We start from the raw sequence: 26,612 nt of genomic DNA on the forward strand, positions 1-26,612 counted from the left end.
GTCTCTCCTGCTCTGGCTTGTAGTGCGCGGCTAGGCGGGCCCGATGCGGACGGGCTGGATACCGGCCTGCGTCGGGCGGATCTTCCGGATGGTGCCGTCGGGGTCGAACCGCATCCGGTCGATGGCGACCTCGCGGTGGGTGCCGTCGCCGCCGGGGCGGGCGAAGCGGTGGTAGACGATGTACCACTCGTCACGGCCCGGGACCTGGATGACGGAGTTGTGACCGGTGCCGAGGATCTGGTCAGCGGTGTCCTTGCTGAGGACCGGGTTGCCCTCCGCCTTGGTGAAGGGGCCCAGCGGTGAGTCGGAGACTCCGTAGGCCACGCGGTAGTCGGGGCTGCGGGTGTCGTTCTCCGACCACATCGCGTAGTAGCGGCCCGCGCGTGTGAAGACGGTCGGTGCCTCGTTGTAGCCGGGCGGAGTGATCCGCACCGGCTGGGTGGCGAAGGAGACCATGTCCTCGTTCAGCCTGGCCGCCTCCAACGCGCCCTGCCCGAAGTAGAGGTAGGGGGTTCCGTCGTCGTCGATGAAGGCGTCCGGGTCGATCGACTGGTGGCCGAACTGTCCCTTGGTGATAAGCGGTCTGCCGAGGGCGTCGGTGAACGGCCCCTGGGGACTGGTGGACTTGGCCACGCCGATGGACTGGCAGGCGCTGAAGTACATCCAGTAGGTGTCGCCCTTGCGGACCACCGAGGGGGCCCAGGCGTTCTCGTGGCACCAGGAGACATCGGCGAGATCCAGGGCGGTACCGTGGTGGGTCCAGTGGACCAGGTCGGGTGAGGAGAAGCTGCTGAAGCGGGTGCCGCTCCAGCCGGGATGGCCGTCCTCGGTGGGATGGATCCAGTACCGGCCCTCGGCGTACATCACATCGGGGTCGGCGTGGTAGCCGGGCAGGGCGGGGTTGGAGTCGCCGGGCCGTACGGTGGCGGTCTCCCGGATGACGGTGCCGTGGCGCACGACACCGGACAGGCCGGGCAGCTCCCGCTTGGGCGTCCAGTGTTCCAGGTCGGCGCTGTCGCTGTAGTAGTACTTCCGGACGGTGTAGCCGTCCATGAACATGCGGTAGCCCCCGCCGGGGAGGGCGACGACGGTCTGGCCCTCCAGCAGGCCGCCCCAGCCCGCCCAGTCGCCCTTGCCGGTGAAGTGGTACGGGCCGGTGATGCGGTCGGCCACGGCGTGCTCGATGAGTTCGCCCGTGGCGTTCTTGGTGAACGCGTGGTAGGTGGTGCCCTTGCGGACCACGAACGTGTCGATGTAGCCGTTGTCGTCGCTCTCGCTCGGGGAGATGCCCTCCAGCGGCCGCGGCTCGCTCCATCGGGTGAGCGTGTCGTCCAGGGCGGTGAGGACGTAGGGCTGGAAGTGCCGGTAGGCGGTGGGCCCGGTGGACATCGAGACGACGATGCGGACCTTGCCGTCCGGCGCGTCGGTGAAGAACTCCGGTGCCCAGGTGTTGTTGGCGGCCACGCCGTGGTCGACGTCGGTGAGGTGGGTCCAGGTGCGGCGGTCGTCACTGACGGCGAGGCCGAAGGTGGTGCCGGTCCATCCGGTGGTGTAGGCGACGTAGTAGCGGCCGCCGCGGTGGATGACGCTGGGGTCGCGGACCAGACCGGACGGCGGGGTGTACGCCTTGTCCTGGACCGACCAGAACGCGCGCGCGTCGTCGGAACCGTAGACGTACATATTGCTCTCGCTGCTGTTCGTGAAGGCGGTGAACAGATAGCGGGAGACGGTGGTGGGCTGCCGCACGGCGCGTCCGCTCCCCTCGCTCCGGTCGTGCTCCGCGGCGTGCGCACGGCTCGCGGAGAGGGGCACCGCCAGCGCGAGGGCGGCCAGCAGCGCGAGCAGCACTGCCGACGCTCTCCAGGGTCGGGTGGCATGCGGGGGCATCAGAGGCTCCTGCGATTCGAAGTGATCGAATTTGTTCGGAGATTAAGGGTTCTGATGACTTCCGACATCCCCTGGTAAGGGTGCGAAAGTTTCGAAAACCATGGAGCCCTGGCGGACGCGCCATGGGGCGGTGCGGGACGGGCGGGTCGGACGAAGGTGCGGGCCGTTGACCTTCTCCAAGGGGGAAGCCCCAGCATCGTGGTGACCGGGCGAGGCGCCCGGCGACGAGGAGGACGGGCATGGGGCTGCTGACGATCGGCGCGTTCGCGAGGGCATCGCGGCTGTCCCCCAAGGCACTTCGCCTCTACGACGAACTCGGGCTGCTGCCGCCCGCCCACGTCGATCCGCACTCCGGCTACCGCCGCTACGATCCGGCACAGCTGGAGCGGGCCCGCCTGGTGGCGTGGCTGAGGCGGCTCGGCATGCCGCTGGCGGACATCCGCGCGGTGTGCGAGCTGACACCGCGGGCGGCGGCGCGCGAGGTGCGCGCGTACTGGGCGCGGGTCGAGGCCGACACCGCGGCCAGGCGGGACCTGGCCGCCTTCCTCGTCGACCATCTGTCCGGAAGGGACTCCACGATGTCTGACACCGCGACCTCCGCCGCCCACGGCACACTGGGCATCCGCTACGCCGTGCTCTCCGACACCGGCTCGGTCCGGGAGCGCAACGACGACGCCGGCTATGCCGGTCCGCGGCTGCTCGCCGTGGCCGACGGCTTCGGCGGACGGCACGCCAGCGAGGCGGCGATCGAGGCGCTCAAACCGCTGGACGCGGGTGTGCCGGGCGGGGAACTGCTGAGCGCCCTGGAGGACGCGGCGCACCGGGCCCGGGAGTCGGTGTCCGCGCTGGCCGCGTCCGACCCCGCGCTGCGGGACGTCGGGACGACGCTCACCGCGATGGTGTGGTCGGGCTCCCGGCTGGGGCTGGTCCATATCGGCGACTCGCGGGCCTATGTGCTGCGCGACGGCGGACTCTTCCAGATCACCCATGACCACACCGTGGTCCAGTCGCTGATCGACGAGGGGCGCATCACCGAGGAGGAGGCCGCCTCGCACCCCCAGCGGGCGCTGCTGCTGCGCGCCGTGGGCGGCGATGCGGCGTTCGAGCCGGACCTCGCCCTGCGGGACGCCCGCGCCGGGGACCGCTATCTGCTGTGCTCGGACGGGCTGACGAAAGTCGTGCCCGCCGAGGAGATCCAGCACGTCCTCGCCTCGGAGGCCGATCCGGGCGGGGCCGTACGGGAGCTGGTCGCCCTCGCGATCCGCGCGGGCGGGCCCGACAACGTCACCTGCGCGGTGGCCCATGTGCTCGAGCAGCGGCGCTGACGCCGCATCAGCCGCCGTGAAAGCCTCCGTATGAGCCGCCGCCCTGCCCGTCCGGCCCGCACACTGTGACCGATTGTTGAACGTTGTTGAATGGTGTGTGCAAACTCTTGTCGACCGGACGAATGCCTCCATATGCTCACGGCGGAAACCGATTTCCACTCCTGATGACCGGGTGACAGGCACGCCCGGCGGCGCGCGGCGAAGGGGTAGGCGGATGTCCGCAGGTCCGATCCGGCTCTCACCAGGAGCGCACACCGCCCTCCGCCCGGCCACCGCGGCGCGGATCACCGGGGGTTTCTGGGCCGCCAGACGGCGCGTCAACGCCGAGGTGAGCCTCCCGCAGGGGCCGGACCGGCTGGAGCGGGCGGGCAACCTGGCCAATCTGCGGGCCGCCGCGGGAGCGGCGCCGGCCCAGTCCGGTTTCCGGGGCGACTTCCCGTTCCAGGACTCCGATGTGCACAAGTGGCTGGAGGCGGCGTCCTGGCAGCTGGCGGACGGTGGCGGGGGGCCCGCCGAGGAGGAGTTGTCCCGGCAGGTGGAACGACTGGCCGGGATGGTCGCGGCCGCCCAGGCCGAGGACGGCTATCTCCAGACGTACTACCAGTTGGGACCGGATGCCCGGCGGTGGGCGGAACCGCACTGGGGGCACGAGCTGTACTGCGCCGGGCATCTCCTCCAGGCCGCGGTCGCACACCGCCGGGCCACCGGCGGGGACGGACTGCTCGATGTGGCGGTGCGGTGCGCCGATCTCATCGGCACCAGGTTCGGCCCCGGCAAGGACGAGACGGTGTGCGGCCATCCGGAGATCGAGACGGCGCTGGTCGAGCTGTACCGGGAAACCGGTGACCGGCGCCATCTCGATCTGGCGGCGTACTTCGTGGAGCGGCGCGGGCAGGGCAGTCTCGGCGACGGCCCGGCGGACGGCGCGGCCGGCCCCCGGCCCGGGGCGCCCTACTGGCAGGACCACGTCCGGGTGCGCGACGCGACGGCGGTCGCCGGGCACGCGGTGCGCCAGCTGTATCTCCTGGCCGGGGCCGCGGACGTGGCGGCGGAGACCGGTGACGCGGGACTGCGGGACGCCCTGGTGCGGCTGTGGGAGGACATGGCCGCGACGAAGACCTATCTGACGGGCGGGGTGGGCTCCCGGCACGACCTGGAGTCCTTCGGGGACGCGTACGAGCTGCCGCCGGACCGGGCGTACGCGGAGACCTGCGCGGCCGTCGCCGCCATCCACTTCGGATGGCGGATGGCGCTGCTGACGGGGGACGCCCGCTACAGCGACCTGGTGGAGCGGACCCTGTTCAACGGCTTCGCCTCGGGCATGTCGCTGGACGGCGAGCGCTGGCTCTATGTCAATCCGCTTCAGGTACGCCAGGACGAGGAGGGCCGTAAGGCCACCGCCGGTGACCGAAGTCCCCACCGGACGCCGTGGTTCCGCTGTGCCTGCTGCCCGCCCAACGTGATGCGGCTGCTGGCCTCGCTGCCGCACTACATGGCCAGCGGTGACGCCGAGGGGCTCCAGCTGCACCAGTACGCCTCCGGCTCGTACGAGGCGGGCGGCGGAGCGGTGCGGGTGGGGACCGGCTACCCCTGGGAGGGGCGCATCGCGGTGGTCGTGGACCAGGTCCCGAAGGACACCGACTGGACGCTGTCGCTGCGCATCCCGCACTGGGCTCGGACGTACGAGGTGACGGTCGGCGGGGAGCCGGTGGCCGAACAGGCGGAACACGGCTGGCTGCGGCTGCGGCGGCGCTGGCGGCCCGGTGAGACCGTCGTCCTGAGCCTGCCGCTGGACGCCCGGCTCACCCGGCCCGATCCGCGGGTCGACGCGGTGCGCGGCTGCGCCGCGATCGAGCGCGGCCCGCTGGTGTACTGCCTGGAACAGCCCGACCAGCCCGCCGGGCTGCGGCTGGACGAGATCGCCCTCGTCGCGGGCGCCGCGCTGCACCACGAGCACCGGCCGGAGCTGCTCGGCGGGGTGACCGTGATCACCACGCCGGCCCTGCGCCGTACCGCCTGGCGCGACGGCTGGTGGCCGTACCGGAACGGCGGGGGCTCCGGCGGGGACACGGGCGGCACGCAGACCTCCGCGCCGGTCCGGGTGACCGCGATCCCGTACTACGCCTGGGCGAACCGCGAGCCCGGCGCGATGCGGGTGTGGATTCCGGTATAGCCCGCGCGGCACCTCCGGTGGGAGGATGCGGCCGACTCATTGATCATGTGGTTCACGGTCGTTCGCCGACCCTGCCCCGGAGGTGCCGTGTTCGCTCGCTCCGCGTTGCCCGTCATAGCCGTCGCCGCCGTATCCGCCCTGCTGGCCGGGTGCACGAGTACCAAGTCGTCGGGGTCCGGCGGTTCGGACATCAGCCTGGTGAAGCCCGGGAAGCTCACGACCTGTACCCATCTGCCCTATCCGCCCTTCCAGTCCACACAGGGCAAGAAGATCGTCGGTTTCGATGTGGACATCGTCGATCTCGTCGCCTCGGCGCTCGATGTGCGGCAGGAGATCGTGGACACGCCCTTCGAGGGCATCCAGTCCGGTGAGGACCTCAACACCAACCAGTGCGACGTGGCCGCCGCCGGGATGACCATCACCGAGGTGCGCGAGAAGAACCTGGACTTCTCCGCCCCGTATTTCGAGGCCACCCAGGCCCTGCTCACCGCCAAGGGCAAGCCCTACAAGACCCTCGCCGACCTCAAGGGCAAGAAGCTCGCGGTCCAGCAGGGGACCACCGGCGAGAGTTACGCCCAGAAGCACGCCAAGGGCGCCGAACTGGTCCAGTTCGAGGACCTCGCGCTGCTGCTGACCGCCGTCAAGACCGGACAGACCGACGCGGGCATCAACGACAACGGGGTGCTCTACGACTACGTCAAGGACAACCCCGACACCGCCGTGACGGCCGAGTTCGACACCGGCGAGCAGTACGGCATCGCCGTGCGGACCGGCAATGACGCACTGCGCAAGAAGATCAACGCGGTGCTGGAGGACGCCCGTGCGGATGGCTCCTACGACCGCGTCTACAAGAAGTGGTTCGGCACCGCGCCCAAGAAATGACGCCCCCGACGGCCGGCCCGGACGGCCAACGGAACGTCGGAACCGAGGAGTCCCGCACTTATGGCAATGACCCGCCGACAGCGGACGCGGGCGATACGGGCGGTGCAGTACGCCGTGCTCATCGCCCTGCTGCTCGCCATCGTCCTGGCCGCGGACTGGGGTGAGCTGCGGCGCGCGTTCTTCGACGCCGAGGTGGCCCGGTCGCTGTTCCCCGACATCATCACCACCGCCCTGGTCAACACCGTCGTCTACACCCTGCTCGGCTTCGGGTTCGGGCTCGTGCTCGGGGTGGTGCTGGCGCTGATGCGGCTCTCGCGGGTGCCGCCGTACCGCTGGCTGGCGGTCGCCTACATCGAGTTCTTCCGCGGGGTGCCCGCGCTGCTGGTGTTCATCGCGCTGGGCTTCGGGGTACCGCTCGCCTTCCAGGTGGCGCTGGACCGGTATGTCACGGTCATGCTGGCGCTGGGGCTCGTCGGCGCCGCCTATATCGCCGAGACGATGCGGGCCGGCATCCAGGCGGTGCCCAAGGGGCAGATGGAGGCGGCGCGTTCGCTGGGCATGTCCCACAGCCGGGCGATGGCCTCGATCATCATCCCGCAGGCGTTCCGGATCGTCCTGCCGCCGCTGACCAATGAACTGGTGCTGCTGACCAAGGACTCGTCCCTGGTCTATCTGCTGGGGCTCTCCCTGGACCAGTACGAACTGGCCAAGTTCGGCCGGGACGCGCTGAATCAGCATCGCAGCCTCACCCCGATCCTGGTCGCCGGGGTGTGCTACCTGATCATCACCGTTCCGCTCGGCCATCTGGTGCGCCGGCTCGAGGCCCGTGCGGCGAAGGCGAGGTGACCGGAGTGAAGAGGACGACGGAGGTACCCGAGACCGGCGAGGCGGACGGCATCGCCATCCGGGTGGAGGGGCTGCACAAGTCCTTCGGCGCGCTGGAGGTGCTCAAGGGCATCGATCTCACCGTCCGGCGGGGCGAGGTGGTCTGTGTCATCGGCCCGTCCGGGTCCGGCAAGTCGACGCTGCTGCGCTGTGTCAACCTGCTGGAGGAGCCGACCTCGGGTTCGGTCACCGTGGCGGGGACCGAGGTCACCGACCCGGATGTGGACATCGACCGGGTGCGGCGGCGGATCGGCATGGTGTTCCAGGCGTTCAATCTCTTTCCCCATCTGACCGCCCTGGAGAACCTCACGATCGCCCAGCGACGGGTGTTGCGCCGCGACAAGGCGGAGGCGGTGCGCATCGGGCGGGAGACACTGCGCCGGGTCGGCCTGGGCGACAAGGAGTCGGCCTATCCGGCGCAGCTGTCGGGCGGCCAGCAGCAGCGGGTGGCCATCGCCCGCGCGCTGTCGATGGGCCCGGAGCTGATGCTCTTCGACGAGCCGACCTCGGCGCTCGATCCGGAACTGGTCGGGGATGTGCTCGCGGTGATGCGCGCCCTGGCCGACGAGGGGATGACGATGCTGGTCGTCACCCATGAGATGAGCTTCGCCAGGGAGGTCGCCGACCGGGTCGTCTTCATGGACGACGGGGTGATCGTGGAGGAGGGCGGTCCGGAGCGGGTCATCGCCGACCCGGTCCACCCCCGCACCCGGGCCTTTCTCACCCGGGTGCTCAACCCGGCCGCGGCACGGGTGGAGGAGGCGCCGGACACCGGCCCGCACGGAGCGCGGATCGACACGTGAGCATCGCCGCGACTCGCCCAGCCGACGACGGCGGGCAGGCCCGCGCATCCCGCCTCGATCCCTGGGTCTTCCCGGTGACATGAGGCGGCCTTAGGGTATAGAAACCGGTTGCTGCCCGGTCTGGATTCCGCGTGGGCGACGAGAGAAGGGGAGTCTCGATGGCTCGTTCCTCGGGATCGACGGGGCCCACCCTGGCGGTCGTCGCCCGTGAGGCGGGTGTGTCGGTGCCGACCGCTTCGAAGGTGGTCAACGGCCGGGAGGACGTGGCCCCCGACACCCGGCGCCGGGTCACCGAGGTCCTGGACCGCCTGGGGTACATCCGCAGGCCGCGCTGCGAGGCGCCCAAGCCGACCGCGATGGTCGACCTGGTGGTGCACTCACTCGACAGCGCCTGGTCGGGGGCGGTGCTGCACGGCGCCGCGGAGGCCGCGCACGAGGCGGGGCTGGAGGTGGTGGTCTCCGCCGCGGCCACCCGCACCCGCGGCGGCCGGCTCGACCCCGGCCGGCTGGACAAGCTGTACGCGCGGGGCAGTTCGGGGGTGCTGTTCCATCTCACGTCGCTCGCGCCCGCCCAGTACCTCTGGCTCGACGAGCGGCGGATCCCGTTCGTGCTGATCGACCCCGCGGACGACCCGCCGCCCGGGGTGCCGTCCGTGGCGGCCGCCAACTGGCAGGGCGGGATGGCCGCCACCGAGCACCTCATCGAGCTGGGACACCGCCGGATCGCGGTGATCGGCGGCCACGGGCGGACGGTGCGCGACGGTGGCCGGGTCGCCGGATACCGTTCGGCGATGGCGGCGGCCGGGTTGCCGGTGCCGTCCGCGTATGTGCGCTACTGCGACATCAGCGAGGCGGCGGCGCGCCACCGGATGGGTGAGCTGCTGGATCTGGCCGAGCCGCCCACGGCCGTCTTCGTCTGCTCCGACCAGATGGCGCTGGGTGTGTACCAGGCGGTCAGGGAGTGGGGTCTGAGGGTGCCGCGGGACATCAGTGTCGTGGGCTTCGACGATCTGCCGCAGGCCCGCTGGATCACGCCCGCGCTCACGACGGTCCGGCAGCCGCTGGCGGAGATGGCGGCCGCGGCGCTGCGCACGCTGGTGCGGCTGATGACCGGCGAGGTGCCGGAGGCCACCCGCACCGAGCTGTCCACCCGGCTCATGGTCCGGTCCAGTACCGCGCCCCCACTCCGGGCTCCGTCATGACCGAGGACTCGAACACTGCACGGAGATCCGAACGCACCGGCGCCCTCGGCGCACCGCCCACCCCCGTCTCCCGTCCCCGTCCCCGAACCGTGTCTCCGCCCCGTCCTGGCCCCCGCTCATCGCCGCACCGATCGCTACGGAGGTCCACCCACCGTGTTCATCGACCTGCCCCTGGAGCAGCTGCGCAGCTATCAGCCCCCGCTGCCCGAGCCGGACGGCTTCGACACCTTCTGGAAGCGGACCCTCGCCGAGGCCCGCGCCGCGGAGCTGGACGCGGTGTTCACCGGGACCGACGCCGGGCTGACCCGTCTGCACACCTATGACGTGGAGTTCTCCGGCTTCGGCGGGCACCGGATACGCGGCTGGCTGCTGGCCCCTCGGGACGTGCCGGGCCCGCTGCCGTGCGTGGTGCAGTACCTCGGCTACAGCGGCGGCCGGGGGCTGCCGCACAACTGGCTGCTGTGGCCGTCGGTCGGCTATGCGGTCTTCGTGATGGACAGCCGGGGCCAGGGGTGGGTCCAGCACTCCCCCGGCGACACCCCCGATCCGGTCGGCGGCACCGGGCCCGAGACGCCGGGCAAGATGACCCAGGGTGTCCTGTCCCCGGACGACTACTACTACCGCCGGCTCTACACGGACGCGGTGCGGGCGGTGGAGGCCGCCCGGGTCCATCCGCTGGTGGACAGCGAGCGGATCGTGGTCAGCGGGGGCAGTCAGGGCGGTGCGCTGGCCCTGGCGGCGGCCGGGCTGGTGCCGGATCTGGCGGCGGCGCTGGTGGATGTGCCGTTCATGACGCACATCCGGCGCGCGGTCGAGATCACCGACGCCGATCCCTATGGCGAACTGGCCCGGTTCTGCGCCGGCCGGCGTGATCTGACCGAGCGGGTGTTCGCCACGCTCGACCACTTCGACGGCCTCAACTTCGCGGCCCGCGCGAACGCGCCGGCGCTGTTCTCGACCGCCCTGCGCGATGAGATCACCCCGACCTCCTGCGGCTTCGCCGCCTATCACCACTACGCCGGTGAGAAGGACATCAGGGTGTGGCCCTTCAACGGCCACGAGGGCGGGTCCACACATCAGCAGGCCGAACAGATCGCCTTCCTGCGGGCGCTGCTGGGCTGAGCGAGCGCGGCGGGCGGCGTTTCGATCGCCACCCGCCGGTCCGGACGCCCGGGTCAGGCCGGTGTCTCCGTACCCCGTCCGGCGCCTGTCGGCGTCGGAGAACGCGCACGTCCCCAGGCACAGACGCGCACATCCCCAGGTACCGAAGAGGAGAACCGCTCATGAAAGCGCACCGCCGCGCCAGATGGCTCATGCTGCCCGCCGCACTCCTGCTCGCCCTGCTCCCCACCAGCGCCTCCGCCTACCCCAACCCCGGCCTGGTCACGGGCGACATCGTCGTCCACGACCCGACGATGATCCGCGCCACCGACGGCACCTATCTGCTCTACTCCACCCACGGCGGTCTGGAGGCCCGCACCTCCACCGACCGGATCGCCTTCACCCGCTCGGGCAACGCCTTCACCACCGCGCCCTCCTGGTGGAAGACGTACTCCGCCGACAACGACCCCTGGGCGCCCGACATCTCGTACCAGGGCGGCAAGTACCTGATGTACTACGCCGTCTCGTCGTTCGGCTCCAGCAACTCCGCCATCGGTGTCGCCGGCTCCGCCAGCGGCAAGGCCGGCACCTGGACCGACTACGGCATCGTCCACGCCACCACCAGCAGCAGCGACTACAACGCCATCGACCCCAACCTCTTCGTCGACAGCGACGGCAAGTGGTGGCTGTCGTTCGGCTCGTGGTGGTCGGGGCTGAAGATGATCCGCCTGGACCCGTCCACCGGTAAGCAGTACGCGGGCGACAAGACCGTCTACAGCATCGCCTCCCGGCCCACCGGCACCAAGGCGGTCGAGGGCCCCGCGGTCGTCAAGCGCAACGGCTACTACTACCTGTTCGCGTCGTACGACACCTGCTGCGCGGGCACCGCCTCCACGTACAAGATCAAGGTCGGCCGCGCCACCAGCCCCACCGGGCCGTACTACGACAAGAACGGGGTGAACATGCTGAACAACGGCGGTTCCCCGGTGCTGGAGTCCCACGGCCGCTACATCGGTCCCGGCGGCCAGTCCGTGATGAGCGACAGCGACGGCGATCTGCTCGTCTACCACTACTACGACGGCCAGGACAACGGCACCCCCAAGCTGGGCGTCAACCTGCTGAGCTGGTCCGGCGGCTGGCCGACCGCCTACTGAACCGTCTTCGCCGTCGTCCGCGCGCGCCCCACGGCTCCCTCCCCGCGGCGCGGGGAGGGAGCCACCGCCGATGTCATCGACTGGCTTCCGGTACCGGCGGCGTGGCGTCGAGACGGTGGAACGCGCGGTTGAAGTAGACCAGGCTCGGCCCGCCGGAGCGGGTGCGGATCTGCTCGATGTCGACGAAGAGCACGCTGTGGGAGCCCATGGGGACGGCGTGCGTGACCGTGCCGATGGCGCTCACCAGGGCGTCCTTGAGCACCGGCAGATCGTGCGCGCGGTCCCAGACGTCCCAGGTGAAGCGTTCGGCCATCGGCACCCTGGTGGCCCCGGCGAAGTGCAGGGCCAGGTCCTGCTGGGCGCCGCCGAGCACATTGACGCAGACCCTTCCGTTGGCCCGGAACACATCGTGCATGGCGCTGCCGCGGTTGACGCAGACCAGCACGGTCGGCGGATCGTCGGTCACGGAGCAGACCGCGCTGACAGTGATGCCACAGCGTCCCATCGGGCCGTTCGTGGTCAAGATGTTGACGGCCGCCGGGAGATGCGCCATCGCCTCCCGGAACTGGGCCTGGTCGGGGGTCACGGCGGGGCCCCTCCTCTCCTGCTTCGGTTCGGTTTCGCTCATGTGGCCGTGTCGTTGTCGTCCGGAGGGGACGTCAGCGCATGAACAGGCCGCCGTTGGCGTCCCAGCACGCGCCCGTGACCACATCCGCGTGTTCGGCGGCGAGCAGCACGGCCATGTCGGCGATGAACTCCGGCCGTCCCAACCGCCCTACCGGGACGGCCTGTTCCAGGGCCGCGAGTCTGTCCGGCGGGACGATGTCGCGGACCGCCGGCAGGTCCTGGGGGCCCGGGGAGATGGCGTTCACCGTCACCCCGTGCGGGGCGAGGTCACGGGCGAACACCTTCGTCAGGGTGGTCACTCCCCCCTTGGCCGCCGCGTAGTGCGCACCGGTCGCCGTGCCGCCGTTCTGTCCGGCGAGGGAGGCGATGTTGACGATGCGCCCGTGGCCCCGCCCGGCGAAGTAGGCGCCGAAGACCTGGCAGCCGAAGAAGGCGCCGTCCAGGTTGGTCGACACCACCTGGTGGAAGCTGTCGGGGCTGATCTCCATCAGCGCTTCGGCCTTGGCCAGTCCGGCGTTGTTGACCAGCACGTGGACCGCGCCCCAGCGGTCGGCGAGCTGGTCGCGGACGCGGGCGAAGGCGTCCTTGTCGCGCACGTCCAGGGCGAGTCCGACGGTGGCGCGGCCTTCCGGGTCGAGGGCCGCCGCGGCCTCGGCCGCGGCCTCCTGGTCCAGGTCGGTGAGCGCGACGCGGTAGCCCCGGTCGTACAGCCGGCCCGCGATGCACGCGCCCAGGCCGCGGGCGGCTCCGGTGACGAGCGCGACCCGCGCGGTCTCCGCGGTCACCGGGCCGCCTCCGGTTCGGGCAGCGGGCGGCCGATGCGCGCCTCGATCTTCATATAGCGCCACAGGCCGTGCTCGCCGACCTGGACGGTGCGGAAGAGGTCGCAGGCCGCGGCGACCGTCGGCTGGTCGACGACGTCGGCGAGGACGTAACAGGTCCAGGGCCAGGAGTCGGAGGGGCCGACCATGTGCCGGTCGTCGTCGACGGTGCCGAGGACGGTCACCCCGGGCATGTCGTACAGCTGGGTGAGCATGGACGTGAAGCCGTCCCAGACGGTTGTGCCCTGGCCCGTGGGCAGGTCGAAGAAGTTCTGGTTGACGCCGACGCAGAACAGCACGCGCAGGGGTGCGCCAGTGGAATCGGGCATGGTGGGTTCCTGTCGTTCAGAGGTAGCCGGGGAAGGGCTGGACGCCCATGAGGACGGCGCCGGCGCCGTCGTACATGCCCTCCTGGAGGAAGGCGTGTTGCGGGACCACCGAGGCGTCGCGCAGATAGCGCTGCATGGGGCCGGCGTCGGCGATGGCGGCGATGCCACCGAGCTGGTAGGCGGCGCGTACGACCTCGAAGGAGGTCTTCGCGAGGTGGGCGGAGGCGAGCCGCAGCGCACTGGTCTGTCCGGCACTCGCGGGGTCGCCCGCGACCACGGTGGCCCACACCTCCTCGGTGGCCTCGTAGAAGAAGGCGCGTGCGGACCGGAGCCGGGCCTCGGCCCGCCCGACCGCGATCCGGTAGGTGGCGCGCTCGGCGGGTTTCGGGGCGCCCGTGTAGCCGGCCCGGCCGCCCTGGGCGATGACGTGGTCGAGCGCGGCCCGCGCCACCCCGAGGCCGACGACGGCCAGCACCTGCGCGGCGTAGGGGACGGCCGGGTAGCGGTAGAGCGGTTCGTCGACGGTGGGTTCGCCGCCGCGGACGAACGTCCACTCCTCGGGGACCACGGCCCCCTCGACCACCAGGTCGTGGCTTCCGGTGCCGCGCATGCCGATGACGTCCCAGTTCTCGGCGATCTCCACCTGACCGGGCCGCAGCAGGGCGGTGCGCGGCCGGCCGCCGCCGTCCGCACCGTCCTTGATGCCCACGCCGAGGATGTCCGCGCCCTTGCAGCCGCTGGCGAACTTCCAGCGGCCGCTGACCCGGTGGCCACCGGTGACACGTTCGGCGGGCTGTACCGGGAACAGTCCGGCGGCGAAGACCACATCGGGCCCGTCGGCGTACAGCTCGGCCTGGGTCTCAAGCGGCAGCGCGGCCAGATAGATCAGCGACGAGCCGAAGCTCGCGACCCAGCCGGCCGATCCGTCCACGGCCGAAATCCGTTCGATGAGCCGGAGGAACGCGGCGGGCGGAAGGGCGTCCCCGCCGAATTGTTTGGGTGCGCTCGCCCGGTAGATTCCCGCGCTTTTGAATTCATCGATCACATCCCGCGGCACATGCCGCTTCTCCTCGAATTCGGCACGCCGCCGGGCGACTACGGCCAGCGCCCGGTCGAACGCCGATCCGGAGGGCGACTGCCCCGCGGCCGCCGTTTCGGCGGCATCCAGCGTCTGCGTCATGAGCGATTCTCCTCGCACTGCGAGCGGAACTCCCGCCCGCCTTGCGATCACGCTATGCGCGGCGCCCGACCCGCTGCTATTGGGTGTTGGCTGCATCGCGTAGGGGATTTCCCCTACCCGCGTTCTCGCTTCCGGCCTTTCCGGTTACGGGCCGGGAGGGGCCAGCGGCAGCGCGAAGCGGAAGACCGCGCCGCGCGGCTGGTTGGCCTCGACGTCGATCCGGCCGCCGTGGCGGGTGATGATGCGGTGGCTGAGGGCGAGGCCGATGCCACTGCCGTTCTCCTTGGAGGTGAAGACACCGTCGAAGAGGCTGTCCTCGCGGGGCGGCCCGTTCCCCCGGTCCCGGACGGCGAGTACGGCGGTCCCCTCCGCGCCGCGCCGGGTGGTGACCCGCACCGTGCGCTCCTCCTGCGGACGGCCGGCCATCTCGTCCACCGCGTTGAAGGCGAGGTTCATCACGACCTGCCCGATGAGCACGTTCTCGCAGCGCACCGGCAGCGGTTCGGCGGTGAGGTCGAACTCGACGGCCACCGCGTGTTCCTGGGCGCGCAGCTCGATGAAGTACGCACAGTCGCGCACGATCGCGTTGAGGTCGGTCAGCTGCTCGGACTGCTCCAGGCGGCCGACGTAGCCGCGCAGGCTGGCCAGGATCCGCCGGGCCCGCTCGATCTGCCGGGCCGCGTTGTCCAGCCCCCAGGCCACCGCCTGGTCACCGCTGCCGAGCCGGCCGCGGGCTCCTTCGACGAAGTTGTACGCGGCGGCGAGCGGCTGGCTCACCTCGTGGGCGATCGCCATCGCCATGTCGCCCATGGCGTTGTTGCGGGCCAGGTGGTTCAGGCGCTGGGTGTCGCGGCGGTGCTCCTCCTCGGTGCGCACCCGGTCGGTGATGTCGTAGAAGAGCAGCATCCGGCCCTGTAGATCGCTCTCGATCTCGATGTACTGGCAGGTCGCGGCGTACCAGCGGGGCTCGCCGCCGGGTGCGGCGAACCGGTAGCGGCCCTCGCGGTCGGGGACCGGCCCGCCGCAGCAGTAGCCGGTGAAGTCCGCCCCGTGGATGCCGCCGCCGAGCAGCCTGGCCGCGGACTCGCTGGCGAAGACCACACGGTTCGCGTCGTCGAGGACGACGATCCCCTCGGCCAGACCGCTCAGAAAGGCGCGCAGCCTGCTCTCGGTGCGGAACAGATCGCGTCGCACCGCCTTCTCCTCGGCGATGTCCCGGAACTGGACCAGCACCACCGCTCGCGTGGGCAGGGCGACGCGGATCGCGATGGCCTCGGTGAGGATCTCCTCACCGCTCTTGGACCGATAGCACCACTCGGTGGCGCTGATGCCGTGCTCCACCGCGTGGCCGAGCCAGCGGTGTCCGAGTTCGCGGCTGTACTGGAGGGCGTTCTTGCTCATGTCCGGCGCCTTGAGGGGCCGGAGCTCGTCGACCGTCCAGCCGAGCAGTTCGCAGGCCGCCCGGTTGGCCCAGAGGATGTCGTAGGTGCGGGCGTCGTGCAGCAGGACGCAGTACTTCAGACCCTGCATCAGGGTGCGGAAGTCGGACGGTGCGAGCCGGCTCGCGGTGGTGTCCCTCATCGGTCCGCCGAGGGCCGCAGCCCCAGTCGGAGGATGTCGTGCACCAGCGTGGCGATGCTCTCGGCACCGGTCTTCTCCCGGATGCGCGCGCGATGCACATCGACGGTCTTGGCGCTGATGCCGAGCCGGGTCGCGATGCGTTTGTTCGGCGCGCCGTCGACGGACAGCGCGAGCACTTCCCGTTCACGGGCGGTCAGGCGGTTCAGGCTGGTGCGCAACGCGCGCTGTCCCGCGGCCCGCTCGAAGCGTTCCCGGGCGGTGCGCCGCGCGGCCTGTACGACGTCGAGCATGTGCTGGGGGTCGTACGGCTTCTCCAGGAAGTCGACGGCGCCGTTCTTGAGGGCGCGTACCGACATCCGGATGTCACCGTGGGCCGAGACGAAGACGACGGGCAGGGGCGCGCCGGTCTCGTTCAGCAGCTGCTGTACGTCGAATCCGCTGAGCTCGGGCATGCGGACGTCGAGGACCAGACAGGCGGGCTGGTCACGGTCGTAAGCGCGCAGGAAGTCGCGGGCGTCCCGGAAGCGCTCCGAGCGGATGCCGACCGACTCCAGCAGCCAGGCGAGGGATTCGCTCAGCTCCTCGTCGTCGTCCAGGATGTAGACGAGGCTCATCTCAGCCGCCCCGCCGGCGCGTCCGGTCCGGTCCCGGGGTACGGAAGGTCATGCGGCGGTCTCCTTCAGCCGTTCGGCCCGGCGCCACGCCCGGCGGCCGGGGTCCGGAACCGGCGCCGTGGGCGGCGGCCGCCGCCCGCGGGCGTGTTCCGGACCCTCGGTGACCTGGGCGGCGGCGCCCGTCTCCACGATGTCGTCACGGTACAACACGGCCACGGGGCGGCCGAGGTGCCCGCGATCCGGCCGGTGGTCTCATAGGCCGCGCCCGGCCGCACCGAGGTGGGCGGTCAGGGCCGCCCCGACGGCATCGGGTTCCTCCACCGCGAGATGGCCGGTGGCGACCGTCTTCAGGGTGGCTCCGGGAATTCCCTCGGCGAGTTCCCGCGCGTGGTCGAGGGGGGTGGCGAGGTCGTGGACGCCGCCGAGCACCAGCGTGGGAGCGCCGATCCGCGCCAGCTCGCCGCGCAGGTCGTAGCGTGCCAGGGCATCGCAGCACGCCGCGTAGCCGGCCGGGTCGGTGGTGGCGAGGTCGCGCAGCAGCTCCTTCCCCACGGGGGTCTCGGCCGTCGCGGGGTCGGCGAACCAGCGGCCCGGCATGGCCGTGAGCAACGCGCCGGTCCCCGCGCGCCGCACCAGGGCCGCGCGCTCGTACCAGGGGCCTGGCGCCCCGAAGTGGGCGGAGGAGCAGACCAGCGTCAGCGAGGCGACCCGTTCCGGGTGGCGGACGGCGAGCTGGGCCCCGATGGCACCGCCCAGTGAGATGCCCGCGTAGTGGAACCGGTCCCGGCCGTGGTGGTCGACGAGATCGAGCACCGAGGACGCCAGGTCCTCGACCGTGGTACGGCCGGGGCCCGGTGTGCCCGGCGCCGGTCCGCCGGACGGATGGCCCGGCGGACCGCCGTGACCGGGCAGGTCGTAGCGCAGCACCCGGTAGTGGCCGGCGAGGGCGGTGGCATGCGGTTCCCACACCGCCGTCCGTGTGCCCAGGGACGGCCCCAGGACGAGCAACGGCGCCTCGGCCGGGCCGTCGATCCGGTGGTGGAGCGGAGGGCGGGGCGTCACGCGGCCTCGCCGGCCGCCAGGTCGGACGGGTGCTGCGCCAGCGGGGTGACGTCGATCTTCATATACGGGAAGAGCGGCAGACTCCACAGAACGCGGTGCAGCGCCTCGTTGTCGGCCACGTCGAAGACGCTGATGTTGGCGTACTGCCCGACGCACCGCCAGATGTGCACCCACTCCCCCGACCTTTGCAGTTCCTGGCAGTAGGCCTTCTCACGGGCCACCAGGTCCGCGCGGACCTCGGGGTCGAGATCGCGCGGGATGTCAACGTCCATGCGTACCGCGAACAACACCGGGCATCACGCCTTGTCGAGGATGAAGTCGTGACGGACCTGGTGGCCGTTGCCGTCCGCCGCCGGGCCCGGGTCGAGGATGAGCTCGGGCTTCACGGCCTGGGCGATGTCGTCCTCGACGTGCCGGCCGCCCCGGAAGTACAGCTGGGTCGTGATGAGCTGGTGTCCGGGCGCCGACACCTTCAGATGGAGGTGTGCGGGACGCCAGGCGTGCCAGCCCGCGGCCTCGATGAGCGAGCCGCAGGCGCCGTCCGTGGGGATCTGGTAGGGCGCGGGCTCAATGGTGTGGATCGCGAAGTTGCCCTGGTCGTCGGCGACGACCGCGCCGCGCAGGTTCCACTCGGGCAGGCCCGGCGCGAACTGCGAGTAGTAGCCGTCGTCGTCGGCGTGCCACATCTCGATCAGGGCGCCCGCCAGCGGGGTGCCGTCCACGGAGCTGACCTGGCCGTGGAAGAGCAGCGGGGTGCCCGCTTCGTTCTCCCGCATGGGCAGGGTCGCCTCGGCGGGCAGGCGGGGCGCGCCGGGGATGTAGTACGGGCCCTCGATGGTGCCCTTGCTGCCCTCGCGGTTCTCGTTCGCCACTTCCTCCACGACGTGCTCGACCCACACATCGAGGAAGAGCGGCCACTCGCCGTCCTCGCCGACCCGGATCAGCCATGCCTTGAGCGCGTCGTACTCGGCGTAGGTCAGCTTGTGGCGCCGGATGATGTCATGCGTGGCGGCGAGCAGCTCGGACACCAGGGTGTCCACCCGCCGGGTGTCGACGTCGGCGGTGCCGGTCCGCTGCTTGCTGCGGAACTGCTCGGTGGCGGCGGCTCCGGACGCGGCCGCGGTGGCCTGCTCGGCGGGCCGGTCCGGGATGGTCTCGGTCATGGTCTCGTCCCTTGTGTCGTGGTGCGTGCGTGGTGCACTTCTGGTGCGCGGATCAGCGGTCCTGGCGGTAGCGGGCCAGCTTGTCGGGGTCGATGTCGATACCGAGCCCGGCGCCCTCGCGGATGCGCAGGGTGCCGGACTCGATGGTCAGCGGCTCGGTGAGGAGGTCGTCGGTCATGTCGAGGAAGTTCGACAGCTCTCCGGCGTACCGGGCGGACGTCCGGTGGGCGGCGCCGAAGGTCACGGTGCACAGCGTGCCGATCTGGCCGTCGATCTGGTTGCCCATCACCACCTCGACACCCAGTCCTTCGCATGCGTGCAGCACGCGCTGGGAGGCGGTGAAGCCGGTGCGGGCGGTCTTGATGCTGATGGCGGTGGCGGAGCCGCCGAGGAGTTCGCGGGTCACCTCGGCGGCGCGGGTGGCGCTCTCGTCGGCGATGAAGGGGACCGTGGACTGGGCCACCAGCCAGCGGCGTCCCAGTACGTCGTCGGCGGGGCAGAGTTCCTCGGCGAAGGTCAGGCCGAGGTCGCTCATCTCGCGCAGGGCGCGGGCGGACTCGGACGCCGTCCAGCCGCGGTTGCCGTCGATGTACAGCTCGACGTCCGGACCCAGCGCCTGGCGCAGTGCGCGACAGGCCGCGACGTCGTCGCCGTACGGCCGCCGTCCGACCTTCACCTTGAAGGTGGTGATGCCGTAGGTGTCCCGGATCCGCTCCGCCTCGGCCACCATCTGGTCGGCGGGCGCGAACCCGACCATGTGGCTCACCCGCATCCGGTCGGTGTAGCCGCCGAGCAGCCCGGACACCGGCATCTGGGCGGCCTTGCCGAGAATGTCCCACAGGGCCATGTCGATCGCCGCCTTGGCGGTCGGATTGCCGATGGTGCGATCGAGCCTGGCGTGCACGGCCTCGCGCTCGAGCGGTGTCATCCCCAGGATCTGCGGCGCGAAGATCTTGCCGATCACCGCGACGATGGACTCCTGGGTCTCACCGTAGGTGTACGGGCGGGGTGGCGCCTCGGCGGTGCCGATCAGACCCTCGTCGGTGTGCACCCGCACCAGGACATGGTCGGCGGTGTGCACCTCGCCGCTGGCGAATTTCAGGGGTTTGGCGTAGGGAATGGCAAAGGGTATTGCCTCCACTTTGACGATCTTCATGCCACTCCTTCAGACCGATGGCGCGTCCTCGGGAATACCGAAAGCGCCTGAATTCCCTCGGGCTTTTCTTTTCCTGTCCCGGGGCCCTCGAATGGGCATCAGCGTAGGGAGCGCACCCCATACACCACAAATACCAGGTTGGGGCGTATTCAGACGCCACCGATATCAATGCCGACTTTCAATGCCGCCGTTGTCCGTGCCCTCGTTGTCCGTACCGGCGCGGGCGGCCTTTTCGATGGCGTGGCCGAGCGCGAACAGCCGGTCGAGCCGCTCCGGGTGTCCGATGAGCTGTAGGCCCAGGGGCAGGCCCGCGCCGTTCCGGTGACCCGGTACGGTCAGCGCCGGCAGTCCCAGGAGCTGCCACGGCCGGCTGAGGACGGGGGATCCGGTGGCGGCCAGTCCGCTCGGGGCGGGCCCGAGAGCGGCCGGGCCGAGCACGGCGTCCACGTCGCCGAGCAGGGCCAGCATCGCGGCACGCTCCCGTTCGGCGACGGACAGCGCCCGGCGGTAGTCGGTGGCCGCGATGGAGCGGCCCCGCGCCAGCAGCTCGTTCAGCGGTGTGCTCAGCCGGTCCGGGTGCGCGGCCTCCGCGGCCAGCGACCGGGCGGCCTCGTACGCCATGACGGTGATGTGCGCGTCCACCAGCCGGGGTGTCCGCTCGGTCCAGTCGAGCTCCACGAGTCTCGCGCCACCGGCCACGGCGTCCTCGACGGTCCGGGCCAGAGCCGCTCGCATGTCCGCCGCCACCTCGCCCAGTTCGGTGCCCGGCCACACGGCCAGCGTGGGGCGCGCGGGCGGTGCGACGGGGCCGGGCAGCCGGTCCGCGCCGGTCAGTGCCGCATGGGCCAGCCGCAGGTCGGCGACGGTCGGGGTGAGCAGCCCCGCGGCGTCCAGGGTGGCGGACAAGCCGGTGAACCCGGTGGTCTCAAGGGGTCCTCCGACGGGTGCCACGAACCCCGCGACCCCGCAGTAGGCGGCGGGCCGGGTCAGCGATCCGGCGGTCTGGCTGCCGAGGGCGAGGGGCACCACGCCCGCCGCCACCGCCGCGGCGGAGCCGCTGGAGGAACCGCCGGGGGTGTGCCCGAGGTGGTGCGGATTCCTGGTGGGGCCGGGGGCGAAGTAGGCGAACTCGGTGGTGACCGTCTTGCCCAGGGGCACGGCGCCGAGCCGCCGGAGCCGGTCGACCAGTACGGCGTCCGATCCGGCCACGCGTCCCCGGCGCAGGGGCGATCCGCATTCGGTCGGCAGGCCGCGGACGTCGATGATGTCCTTGACCCCGAACGGAATACCCCGCAGCGGGCCGGCCGCCGGTGCGGTGTCCAGCCGCCGGGCGGCACCCTGTGCCCCGTCCCGGTCGACCCGTACCCAGGCCCGGATACCGGGTTCCGCGGCGTCGAGGCGTTCCAGCGCGCCACCGATCACCTCGCTGGGGCTCAGTTCGCCCGCGGCCACCCGCGCCACCAGGGCGGACAGGGTGGTCTCGGGCCGTGCTGACGGCATGAGGGTTTCTCTCCTTCCGGTCCGGGCGGGGGCCGGTCCGTCGGACTCCGCCACTCGCGACTCCCCAGGGCGGGGCTACAGCTCCAGCACCAGGCGGGGCGTCCTGGCGCGGGACACACACGTGGCGATCTGGTCGCCCGCTGCCTTCTCCTTGCGGGTCAGGCAGTTGTCCCGGTGTTCGGGGACGCCGTCGAGCACCGGGAGCACACAGGTGCCGCAGATGCCCTCGCGGCATGAGGTGTCGACCTCGATACCGCCCTCCGCCAGCACCTCGACGATGCTGCGGCCGGGCGGGACGCGGAACACCTCACCGGTGTCCAGCTCCACTTCGAACTCCTCGCCGGCGTCGGCCGTCGGCTCCAGCGGCTGGAAGTGTTCGACGTGGACGTGGTCCTCCGGCAGCGCGCGGGTCGCCACGTCGACGACACGGTGCATGAACTCCTTGGGACCGCAGGTGTAGACGTGCGTCCCGGTGTCCGCGTCCGCCAGCGCCGCGGCCAGCACCTCGGGCTGCTCACTCCTGCCGACCCCGAAGTGGAAGGTGACGTCGGCGGCGAAGTCGGCGTTCTCCAGCAGCGGTACGAACGCCGCCTGCTGCCGGTCGGTGGCGAAGTAGTGCAACCGGAACGGGCTGCCGGTGTGGTGCAGTGCGTACGCCATGCTGAGCAGCGGGGTGATCCCGATGCCCGCGGCGACCAGCACATGCCGGGCCGCCGCCGGATCGAGGGCGAAGAGGTTGCGCGGTTCGCCGATGGTGAGTTGGTGCCCCACCCGGACCTGGTCGTGCAACGCGGCGGAGCCGCCCCGGGAGCACTCCTCCCGCTTGACCGCTATCACATAGGAGCCGGTTTCACCGGGCGGGCCGCACAGCGAGTACTGCCGGGTGATCCCGCTCGGGCCCAGCACATCGACATGGGCCCCCGCCTCGTACGGTGCGAACGGGCGGCCGTCGCTGCGGCACAGCCGGAAGCACTTCACCGCGGCGGTTTCGGCCGTGATCTCACTGACCGTGACTGTGATCATCGCGCGCCCCGGCTACAGCAGGAAACCGGACGCGTTGACGGCGCCGTCGGAGTTGATCAGCCGGATGACCTTCTCCTCGATCAGCGGTCCGGCACCGTCCAGCCGGATCCGGTGTGTCACATCCGCGCCGAGGACGAAGGTCTCCTCCCGCCGGTGGCCCACCAGCACCTGTGCCGAGCCCAGCTCGACGACCGCATCGTCGCGATGCCGGACCACGAACCGGGACAGGGTGCGCACGGTACGCGCCGCCGCGACGGCCGAGATCGAGTAACCGGAGGTCAGCCGCTCGATGCGCATCCGGCGCATCCGGTCGTCGTCGTAGACCATGTTCAGCGTGGCGGCGAAGTCCTTGGTCTGCGGATCGATGGGGATCACATACCGGCCGCCGGGAGCCCACAGCCGGTCCCACTCCTGGTACTCCTTGCGGTCCAGCAAGTCGGCCTCGTGCCAGACCAGTTCGATCGCCGAGGCGATCCTAGGGTCCGCCAGGAGTGCGGTGTCAGCGGCCATCGGTCATCATCGCCTTCCACATCGCGTATGCCTCGCGCATTCCGGTCTCGTCGGTGGCGTGCGAGACGCGTCCGTCGCCTTCGTGCCGTTCCCGGGGCAGCCCGCGGTTCACCATGATCGGAAGTCCGGGGCCGGCCGTGGCCCCGCGCTGCACCCGGTCCCATGCCTCGGAGTCGTCGGGGCTGCCGAACCCGAACGGGCCCTGGAAGTGTTCATGGATCCGCAGCCGCTCCCGGTTCACGATCTCGGGTCCGCCGTCCAGGCCCAGCGCCATGTGCCGGATCTCGGTCTCGGTCACCGAGACCGGGCGCAGCACGCGGAAGAACGACATGGACATCGCCACGTTCGGGAACAGGTTCAGATTGAATCCCGCGCCATGCAGGGACCGCACGATGCGCCGTACCTTCTCCGGTGCGAACTCCCGCGACAGCTCCTCGACGATATGGCCGAAGCGCTCCTGCAACTGCTCGGTGCCGTCGTCCTGGTCGAGGTCGACGTGCTCGGGCACCATCACCATGACGCTGTGCCCGTTGCCGAGCGCGTGCGTGACCGCCTTCTCGTCGGTCATGAACGACAGCATCTCCGCGGTCTCCGCGTCCACCGAGGACATCCAGGACCGGTGCACGATCGGGAAGTGGTAGCCGTCGGTGGTGTTCTCCAGCTGGATCTTCCAGTTGCCCTTGAACCGGAAGGTGTGCTCGCCCTGCACCTTGATCGGATAGCCGGCGCCCTGCTTCATGAACAGGTCCATCCAGTGCCTGGCCGGCCCGAGGAAGTCGGCCAGCGGCTGCACCTCGTGGTCGAAGCTCGCGAAGACCATTCCCGCGTAGCTGTCGACCTTCAGCCGGTGCAGCGGGAAGTCCTTCTTCTCCAGGTCGTCCCCGTAACCGTCCGGGTAGGGGATGCCGCGCAGCTTCCCGTCCAGCGCGTAGGACCACGCGTGGTAGGGGCAGGTGAACCCGTTCGCATGGCCCCGGGGGGCCTCGCAGACGCTGGCGCCGCGGTGGCGGCAGCGGTTCAGCAGGACGTTGATCCCGCCACGGCGATCGCGTGTCACGATCACCGGCTGCCGGCCGACCATGGCCGTCTTGAAGTCCCCGGCGTTCGGGACCTCGCTCTCATGGGCCACCCACACCCAGGTGCGGTTGAAGATGCGGTCCATCTCCAGCTCGAACAGGTGCGGGTCGGTGTAGAGGGACACGTCCACCCGGTCGTCCTGGACCAGGGTGGCGATGTCGGTACCGGTGGGACCGGTGGGGGTGGGTGCGTTCATTCCGGCATGTCCCATGCTTTCTCGGGGTCGTTCCCTTGGCTTTTTTGGAGTCGTTCCATTGGCTTCATCGGGTTCGTTCCATCGCGTTCAGCCGTCCCATTCGGCGGCGGCCGTCCAGTAGTCGCTGCCGTCGGCCCGGATGCCGTGTCGCCACTCGGTGGTTCTGCGCAGGTCGGGCTCGACGGCCGCACAGGCGGCGTCCGCGCCGTCCGGGCCCTCCTCGGCGGCCGGCCAGTGCACCCAGTTGACTTCCCTGCCGTCGCGGTCGTGCAGGAACAGATCCACGTGGTGCCAGCCGTAGTCGCGGATGTCCCGGTAGCAGGTGAGCAGCATCGTCCGGCCGTCGGGTGCGGTCATCGCGGCGCCTCCTGGAGCAGGTCCGACGCGGACGGGCCCAGGCCGGCGTCGAAGAGCCGCTCGGTGCGGAAGTGGCGGATCCGGGCACCGTCCGCCGCGACGCGGAAGGTCACATCCAGCCTCGCCACGATGAGTTCGGCCGCGCCGGACTCGTACCGGGACACCTGCTGCATCAGCCATCTCCCCCGGACCTCGTCGCCCTCGACATGGGTGGTGCCGGGGTGGAGCAGATGGGCGTTCGCCCGGAAGTGCGGGTTGGGGCGCAGATAGGCGGCGAGCATCGCCGCGATGGCCGCCGGCCCGGTGGTCCGGCCGAACTTCTCGGTGTAGAGCGGCCCGACACCTTCCCATACGGCATCCGGGGTGAACAGGTCCGCCAGTGTGCCGGAGGCGTCCGGCGACCGGGGGACGTCGCACAGCTCCAGGTAGCGGGTCAGCGCCTGGTGCGCCAGGTGCTCGGGCGATGCGGCACTGGTCGAGGGCATGCGTGATCGGTCCTCCTTGCTACGGGTGCGGGGGGTGCCTTGCCACGGGGTGCGGGGGCTGCCTTGCTACGCGGTCAGCTCCGCAGGCTTCCGGCCACGGCCTCGGCTTCGTCTCGTGTCTCGCGGTCGTCGATCGCCTTGGCGCGGGTCTCCGGAGCGGCGGCCACCGCGATGACGGTGACCACGCCCATGCCGACCAGGAACAGGGCGATCGGCCAGGACGCCCCGGCCCAGGCGAGCAGCGCGGTGGCGATGATGGGGGAGAAACCGCCCGCGACCATCGAGGCCAGCTCGTGCCCGAGGGCGACCCCGCTGTAGCGCACCCGGCTGTCGAAGAGCTCGGTGAAGAACGCGGGCTGGGTGCCGATCATCGCTCCGTGACAGCACACGACCGCCACGAGCACCGCGACGAAGATCAGTACCGGGTCGCGTGAGTCGAACATCGCGAAGAACGGATACGCCCACACGATCATCCCGATGGCGCCGCCCAGGTAGACCGGGCGGCGTCCGACCCGGTCGGAGAGCGCCCCGAACATCGGCATGGCGAACGACTCGACCAGCATCCCCACCACGACCGCGCTGAGCACGAGATCGCCGTCCAGCCCGATCTTCGCGGCGTAGGAGAGGCTGAAGGTGAGGAAGACGTACATCGCGCCGTTCTCGGCGATGCGCGCGCCGAAGGTGATCAGCACCGGCTTGGGGTGGGTGCGGATGACCTCGAGCACCGGCAGCTTGGTCTGCTCCGGGGCGGGTTTCTTCGAGGCCGTCCGCCGGTACGCGGGGGTTTCCATGACCCGCAGCCGGATCAGCAGTCCCACCACGGTGAGCAGGATGCCGACGACGAACGGGATCCGCCATCCCCACGCCAGGAAGGAGTCGTCGGTGGTCACCGCCTTGACCAGCGAATAGACCGACGCGGAGAGCACGAATCCCAGGCCCACTCCGGTCTGGCTCCAGGCCGAGTAGAAGCCGCGGCGACGGTCCGGCGCGTGTTCGCTCACGATCAGCACACCGCCGCCCCACTCGCCGCCGACGGCGATGCCCTGCACCACGCGCAGGGTCACCAGCAGCGCCGGCGCCCACAAGCCGATGGCCTGGTACGTGGGCAGTACGCCGATGAGGAAGGTGGCGACGCCCATGATCATCAGGGTGATCACAAGGATCGACTTGCGGCCGATCCGGTCACCGAAGTGTCCGAAGATCACGCCGCCCAGTGGCCTGGCGAGGAAGCCCGCCGCGTTGGTGCCGAAGGCGGCGATGGTGCCCACCAGCGGGTCGAAGGTGGGGAAGAACAGGGTGTTGAACACGAGCGCGGCCGCCGTGCCGTAGAGAAAGAAGTCGTACCACTCCAGGGCACTGCCGACCAGACTTGCGATCGCCGCCTTACGCACCTCGCGCGGGGCACGATTCGTTGCTGCCATATTGGCCCTCCATCGGCCGCTCTGCATGAGATCGCGGACTGCGGCTCAGCTGTTCACGCATTGTTCGCGGCGGCTTCGGCGGAGGGAATGCCGTTGGT

27 protein-coding genes are annotated in these 26,612 nt (G+C 70.9%); 8 read left to right on the forward strand and 19 right to left on the reverse strand.

Going from position 1 to position 26,612, the window contains the following annotated elements:
* Positions 1-30: 30 nt before the first annotated feature.
* Positions 31-1,887, reverse strand: coding sequence for a glycoside hydrolase family 43 protein (locus tag PS467_RS02830; protein WP_311033809.1), 1,857 nt, complete (start codon positions 1,885-1,887; stop codon positions 31-33).
* 239 nt (positions 1,888-2,126) lie between these two features.
* Between PS467_RS02830 and PS467_RS02835 the strand changes: the two genes are divergently transcribed.
* From PS467_RS02835 to PS467_RS02870, 8 genes are all read left to right on the forward strand, one after another.
* Positions 2,127-3,212, forward strand: coding sequence for a MerR family transcriptional regulator (locus PS467_RS02835; protein ID WP_311033810.1), 1,086 nt, complete (start codon positions 2,127-2,129; stop codon positions 3,210-3,212).
* Positions 3,213-3,426: 214 nt separating this feature from the next.
* Positions 3,427-5,385, forward strand: a complete 1,959-nt coding sequence (locus PS467_RS02840; RefSeq protein ID WP_311033811.1) for a glycoside hydrolase family 127 protein — start codon at positions 3,427-3,429, stop codon at positions 5,383-5,385.
* Positions 5,386-5,472: 87 nt separating this feature from the next.
* Complete coding sequence (locus PS467_RS02845; RefSeq protein WP_311033812.1) at positions 5,473-6,267, forward strand: basic amino acid ABC transporter substrate-binding protein; 795 nt, start codon at positions 5,473-5,475, stop codon at positions 6,265-6,267.
* 60 nt (positions 6,268-6,327) lie between these two features.
* Entirely contained in the window at positions 6,328-7,113 is a 786-nt protein-coding gene (locus PS467_RS02850) for an amino acid ABC transporter permease (RefSeq protein WP_268969819.1), read from the forward strand.
* Between the two features lie 5 nt (positions 7,114-7,118).
* A complete protein-coding gene (locus tag PS467_RS02855; protein WP_311033813.1) occupies positions 7,119-7,955 on the forward strand; it encodes an amino acid ABC transporter ATP-binding protein in 837 nt (278 codons plus the stop codon).
* Between the two features lie 158 nt (positions 7,956-8,113).
* Complete coding sequence (locus tag PS467_RS02860; protein ID WP_311033814.1) at positions 8,114-9,157, forward strand: LacI family DNA-binding transcriptional regulator; 1,044 nt, start codon at positions 8,114-8,116, stop codon at positions 9,155-9,157.
* Between the two features lie 153 nt (positions 9,158-9,310).
* A complete protein-coding gene (locus PS467_RS02865; RefSeq protein ID WP_311033815.1) occupies positions 9,311-10,279 on the forward strand; it encodes an acetylxylan esterase in 969 nt (322 codons plus the stop codon).
* Between the two features lie 161 nt (positions 10,280-10,440).
* Entirely contained in the window at positions 10,441-11,412 is a 972-nt protein-coding gene (locus PS467_RS02870) for an arabinan endo-1,5-alpha-L-arabinosidase (RefSeq protein ID WP_311033816.1), read from the forward strand.
* Positions 11,413-11,485: 73 nt separating this feature from the next.
* Here PS467_RS02870 and PS467_RS02875 read toward each other — a convergent pair whose 3' ends face one another.
* From PS467_RS02875 to PS467_RS02960, 18 genes are all read right to left on the reverse strand, one after another.
* Positions 11,486-11,998, reverse strand: a complete 513-nt coding sequence (locus PS467_RS02875) for a flavin reductase (RefSeq protein ID WP_311033817.1) — start codon at positions 11,996-11,998, stop codon at positions 11,486-11,488.
* A gap of 73 nt (positions 11,999-12,071) precedes the next feature.
* Positions 12,072-12,824, reverse strand: coding sequence for an SDR family NAD(P)-dependent oxidoreductase (locus tag PS467_RS02880; RefSeq protein WP_311033818.1), 753 nt, complete (start codon positions 12,822-12,824; stop codon positions 12,072-12,074).
* The gene (locus PS467_RS02885; protein ID WP_311033819.1) at positions 12,821-13,189 is read right to left on the reverse strand and encodes a hypothetical protein; all 369 of its coding nucleotides are present in this window, start codon (positions 13,187-13,189) and stop codon (positions 12,821-12,823) included. The genes PS467_RS02880 and PS467_RS02885 overlap by 4 nt, the downstream gene beginning before the upstream one ends.
* A gap of 16 nt (positions 13,190-13,205) precedes the next feature.
* Complete coding sequence (locus tag PS467_RS02890) at positions 13,206-14,369, reverse strand: acyl-CoA dehydrogenase family protein (RefSeq protein ID WP_311033820.1); 1,164 nt, start codon at positions 14,367-14,369, stop codon at positions 13,206-13,208.
* A gap of 144 nt (positions 14,370-14,513) precedes the next feature.
* The gene (locus tag PS467_RS02895) at positions 14,514-15,950 is read right to left on the reverse strand and encodes an ATP-binding protein (RefSeq protein WP_311033821.1); all 1,437 of its coding nucleotides are present in this window, start codon (positions 15,948-15,950) and stop codon (positions 14,514-14,516) included.
* Complete coding sequence (locus tag PS467_RS02900; protein WP_268969828.1) at positions 15,947-16,564, reverse strand: response regulator transcription factor; 618 nt, start codon at positions 16,562-16,564, stop codon at positions 15,947-15,949. The genes PS467_RS02895 and PS467_RS02900 overlap by 4 nt, the downstream gene beginning before the upstream one ends.
* A gap of 48 nt (positions 16,565-16,612) precedes the next feature.
* Complete coding sequence (locus tag PS467_RS02905; protein WP_268969829.1) at positions 16,613-16,774, reverse strand: hypothetical protein; 162 nt, start codon at positions 16,772-16,774, stop codon at positions 16,613-16,615.
* A gap of 42 nt (positions 16,775-16,816) precedes the next feature.
* On the reverse strand, positions 16,817-17,626 hold the full coding sequence (locus PS467_RS02910) for an alpha/beta fold hydrolase (RefSeq protein WP_311033822.1): 810 nt from the start codon (positions 17,624-17,626) through the stop codon (positions 16,817-16,819).
* Complete coding sequence (catC, locus tag PS467_RS02915) at positions 17,623-17,898, reverse strand: muconolactone Delta-isomerase (RefSeq protein WP_432280530.1); 276 nt, start codon at positions 17,896-17,898, stop codon at positions 17,623-17,625. Before catC ends, PS467_RS02910 begins: the two co-directional genes overlap by 4 nt.
* A gap of 24 nt (positions 17,899-17,922) precedes the next feature.
* Entirely contained in the window at positions 17,923-18,789 is an 867-nt protein-coding gene (gene catA / locus PS467_RS02920) for a catechol 1,2-dioxygenase (RefSeq protein WP_311033824.1), read from the reverse strand.
* Between the two features lie 52 nt (positions 18,790-18,841).
* On the reverse strand, positions 18,842-19,945 hold the full coding sequence (locus tag PS467_RS02925; RefSeq protein ID WP_311033825.1) for a mandelate racemase/muconate lactonizing enzyme family protein: 1,104 nt from the start codon (positions 19,943-19,945) through the stop codon (positions 18,842-18,844).
* Between the two features lie 165 nt (positions 19,946-20,110).
* Positions 20,111-21,445 carry an amidase gene (locus PS467_RS02930; protein WP_311033826.1) on the reverse strand — a complete coding sequence of 445 codons (1,335 nt, stop codon included), beginning with the start codon at positions 21,443-21,445 and terminating at the stop codon, positions 20,111-20,113.
* 75 nt (positions 21,446-21,520) lie between these two features.
* Positions 21,521-22,468 (reverse strand): PDR/VanB family oxidoreductase, encoded by a 948-nt coding sequence (locus tag PS467_RS02935; RefSeq protein WP_311033827.1) that lies wholly within the window; start codon positions 22,466-22,468, stop codon positions 21,521-21,523.
* Between the two features lie 12 nt (positions 22,469-22,480).
* Complete coding sequence (locus tag PS467_RS02940) at positions 22,481-22,978, reverse strand: aromatic-ring-hydroxylating dioxygenase subunit beta (RefSeq protein WP_311033828.1); 498 nt, start codon at positions 22,976-22,978, stop codon at positions 22,481-22,483.
* On the reverse strand, positions 22,968-24,251 hold the full coding sequence (locus PS467_RS02945; protein WP_311033829.1) for an aromatic ring-hydroxylating oxygenase subunit alpha: 1,284 nt from the start codon (positions 24,249-24,251) through the stop codon (positions 22,968-22,970). The genes PS467_RS02940 and PS467_RS02945 overlap by 11 nt, the downstream gene beginning before the upstream one ends.
* A gap of 87 nt (positions 24,252-24,338) precedes the next feature.
* Complete coding sequence (locus tag PS467_RS02950) at positions 24,339-24,608, reverse strand: hypothetical protein (RefSeq protein WP_268969837.1); 270 nt, start codon at positions 24,606-24,608, stop codon at positions 24,339-24,341.
* The gene (locus PS467_RS02955; RefSeq protein ID WP_311033830.1) at positions 24,605-25,093 is read right to left on the reverse strand and encodes a nuclear transport factor 2 family protein; all 489 of its coding nucleotides are present in this window, start codon (positions 25,091-25,093) and stop codon (positions 24,605-24,607) included. Before PS467_RS02955 ends, PS467_RS02950 begins: the two co-directional genes overlap by 4 nt.
* Before the next feature lie 74 nt (positions 25,094-25,167).
* A complete protein-coding gene (locus tag PS467_RS02960; RefSeq protein WP_311033831.1) occupies positions 25,168-26,514 on the reverse strand; it encodes an MFS transporter in 1,347 nt (448 codons plus the stop codon).
* Between the last annotated feature and the right edge of the window lie 98 nt (positions 26,515-26,612).

The sequence above is a fragment of the Streptomyces luomodiensis genome (assembly GCF_031679605.1).
Lineage (GTDB): Bacteria > Actinomycetota > Actinomycetes > Streptomycetales > Streptomycetaceae > Streptomyces > Streptomyces luomodiensis.

What these genes read in the sequence shown, in the direction of transcription:
- PS467_RS02830 (WP_311033809.1), bottom strand. Translation starts at nt 1,887, where the DNA reads ATGCCCCCGCATGCCACCCGACCCTGGAGAGCGTCGGCAGTGCTGCTC.
- PS467_RS02835 (WP_311033810.1), top strand. Translation starts at nt 2,127, where the DNA reads ATGGGGCTGCTGACGATCGGCGCGTTCGCGAGGGCATCGCGGCTGTCC.
- PS467_RS02840 (WP_311033811.1), top strand. Translation starts at nt 3,427, where the DNA reads ATGTCCGCAGGTCCGATCCGGCTCTCACCAGGAGCGCACACCGCCCTC.
- PS467_RS02850 (WP_268969819.1), top strand. Translation starts at nt 6,328, where the DNA reads ATGGCAATGACCCGCCGACAGCGGACGCGGGCGATACGGGCGGTGCAG.
- PS467_RS02860 (WP_311033814.1), top strand. Translation starts at nt 8,114, where the DNA reads ATGGCTCGTTCCTCGGGATCGACGGGGCCCACCCTGGCGGTCGTCGCC.
- PS467_RS02870 (WP_311033816.1), top strand. Translation starts at nt 10,441, where the DNA reads ATGAAAGCGCACCGCCGCGCCAGATGGCTCATGCTGCCCGCCGCACTC.
- PS467_RS02885 (WP_311033819.1), bottom strand. Translation starts at nt 13,189, where the DNA reads ATGCCCGATTCCACTGGCGCACCCCTGCGCGTGCTGTTCTGCGTCGGC.
- PS467_RS02890 (WP_311033820.1), bottom strand. Translation starts at nt 14,369, where the DNA reads ATGACGCAGACGCTGGATGCCGCCGAAACGGCGGCCGCGGGGCAGTCG.
- PS467_RS02895 (WP_311033821.1), bottom strand. Translation starts at nt 15,950, where the DNA reads ATGAGGGACACCACCGCGAGCCGGCTCGCACCGTCCGACTTCCGCACC.
- PS467_RS02900 (WP_268969828.1), bottom strand. Translation starts at nt 16,564, where the DNA reads ATGAGCCTCGTCTACATCCTGGACGACGACGAGGAGCTGAGCGAATCC.
- catC (WP_432280530.1), bottom strand. Translation starts at nt 17,898, where the DNA reads ATGGACGTTGACATCCCGCGCGATCTCGACCCCGAGGTCCGCGCGGAC.
- catA (WP_311033824.1), bottom strand. Translation starts at nt 18,789, where the DNA reads ATGACCGAGACCATCCCGGACCGGCCCGCCGAGCAGGCCACCGCGGCC.
- PS467_RS02925 (WP_311033825.1), bottom strand. Translation starts at nt 19,945, where the DNA reads ATGAAGATCGTCAAAGTGGAGGCAATACCCTTTGCCATTCCCTACGCC.
- PS467_RS02930 (WP_311033826.1), bottom strand. Translation starts at nt 21,445, where the DNA reads ATGCCGTCAGCACGGCCCGAGACCACCCTGTCCGCCCTGGTGGCGCGG.
- PS467_RS02935 (WP_311033827.1), bottom strand. Translation starts at nt 22,468, where the DNA reads ATGATCACAGTCACGGTCAGTGAGATCACGGCCGAAACCGCCGCGGTG.
- PS467_RS02940 (WP_311033828.1), bottom strand. Translation starts at nt 22,978, where the DNA reads ATGGCCGCTGACACCGCACTCCTGGCGGACCCTAGGATCGCCTCGGCG.
- PS467_RS02945 (WP_311033829.1), bottom strand. Translation starts at nt 24,251, where the DNA reads ATGAACGCACCCACCCCCACCGGTCCCACCGGTACCGACATCGCCACC.
- PS467_RS02950 (WP_268969837.1), bottom strand. Translation starts at nt 24,608, where the DNA reads ATGACCGCACCCGACGGCCGGACGATGCTGCTCACCTGCTACCGGGAC.
- PS467_RS02955 (WP_311033830.1), bottom strand. Translation starts at nt 25,093, where the DNA reads ATGCCCTCGACCAGTGCCGCATCGCCCGAGCACCTGGCGCACCAGGCG.
- PS467_RS02960 (WP_311033831.1), bottom strand. Translation starts at nt 26,514, where the DNA reads ATGGCAGCAACGAATCGTGCCCCGCGCGAGGTGCGTAAGGCGGCGATC.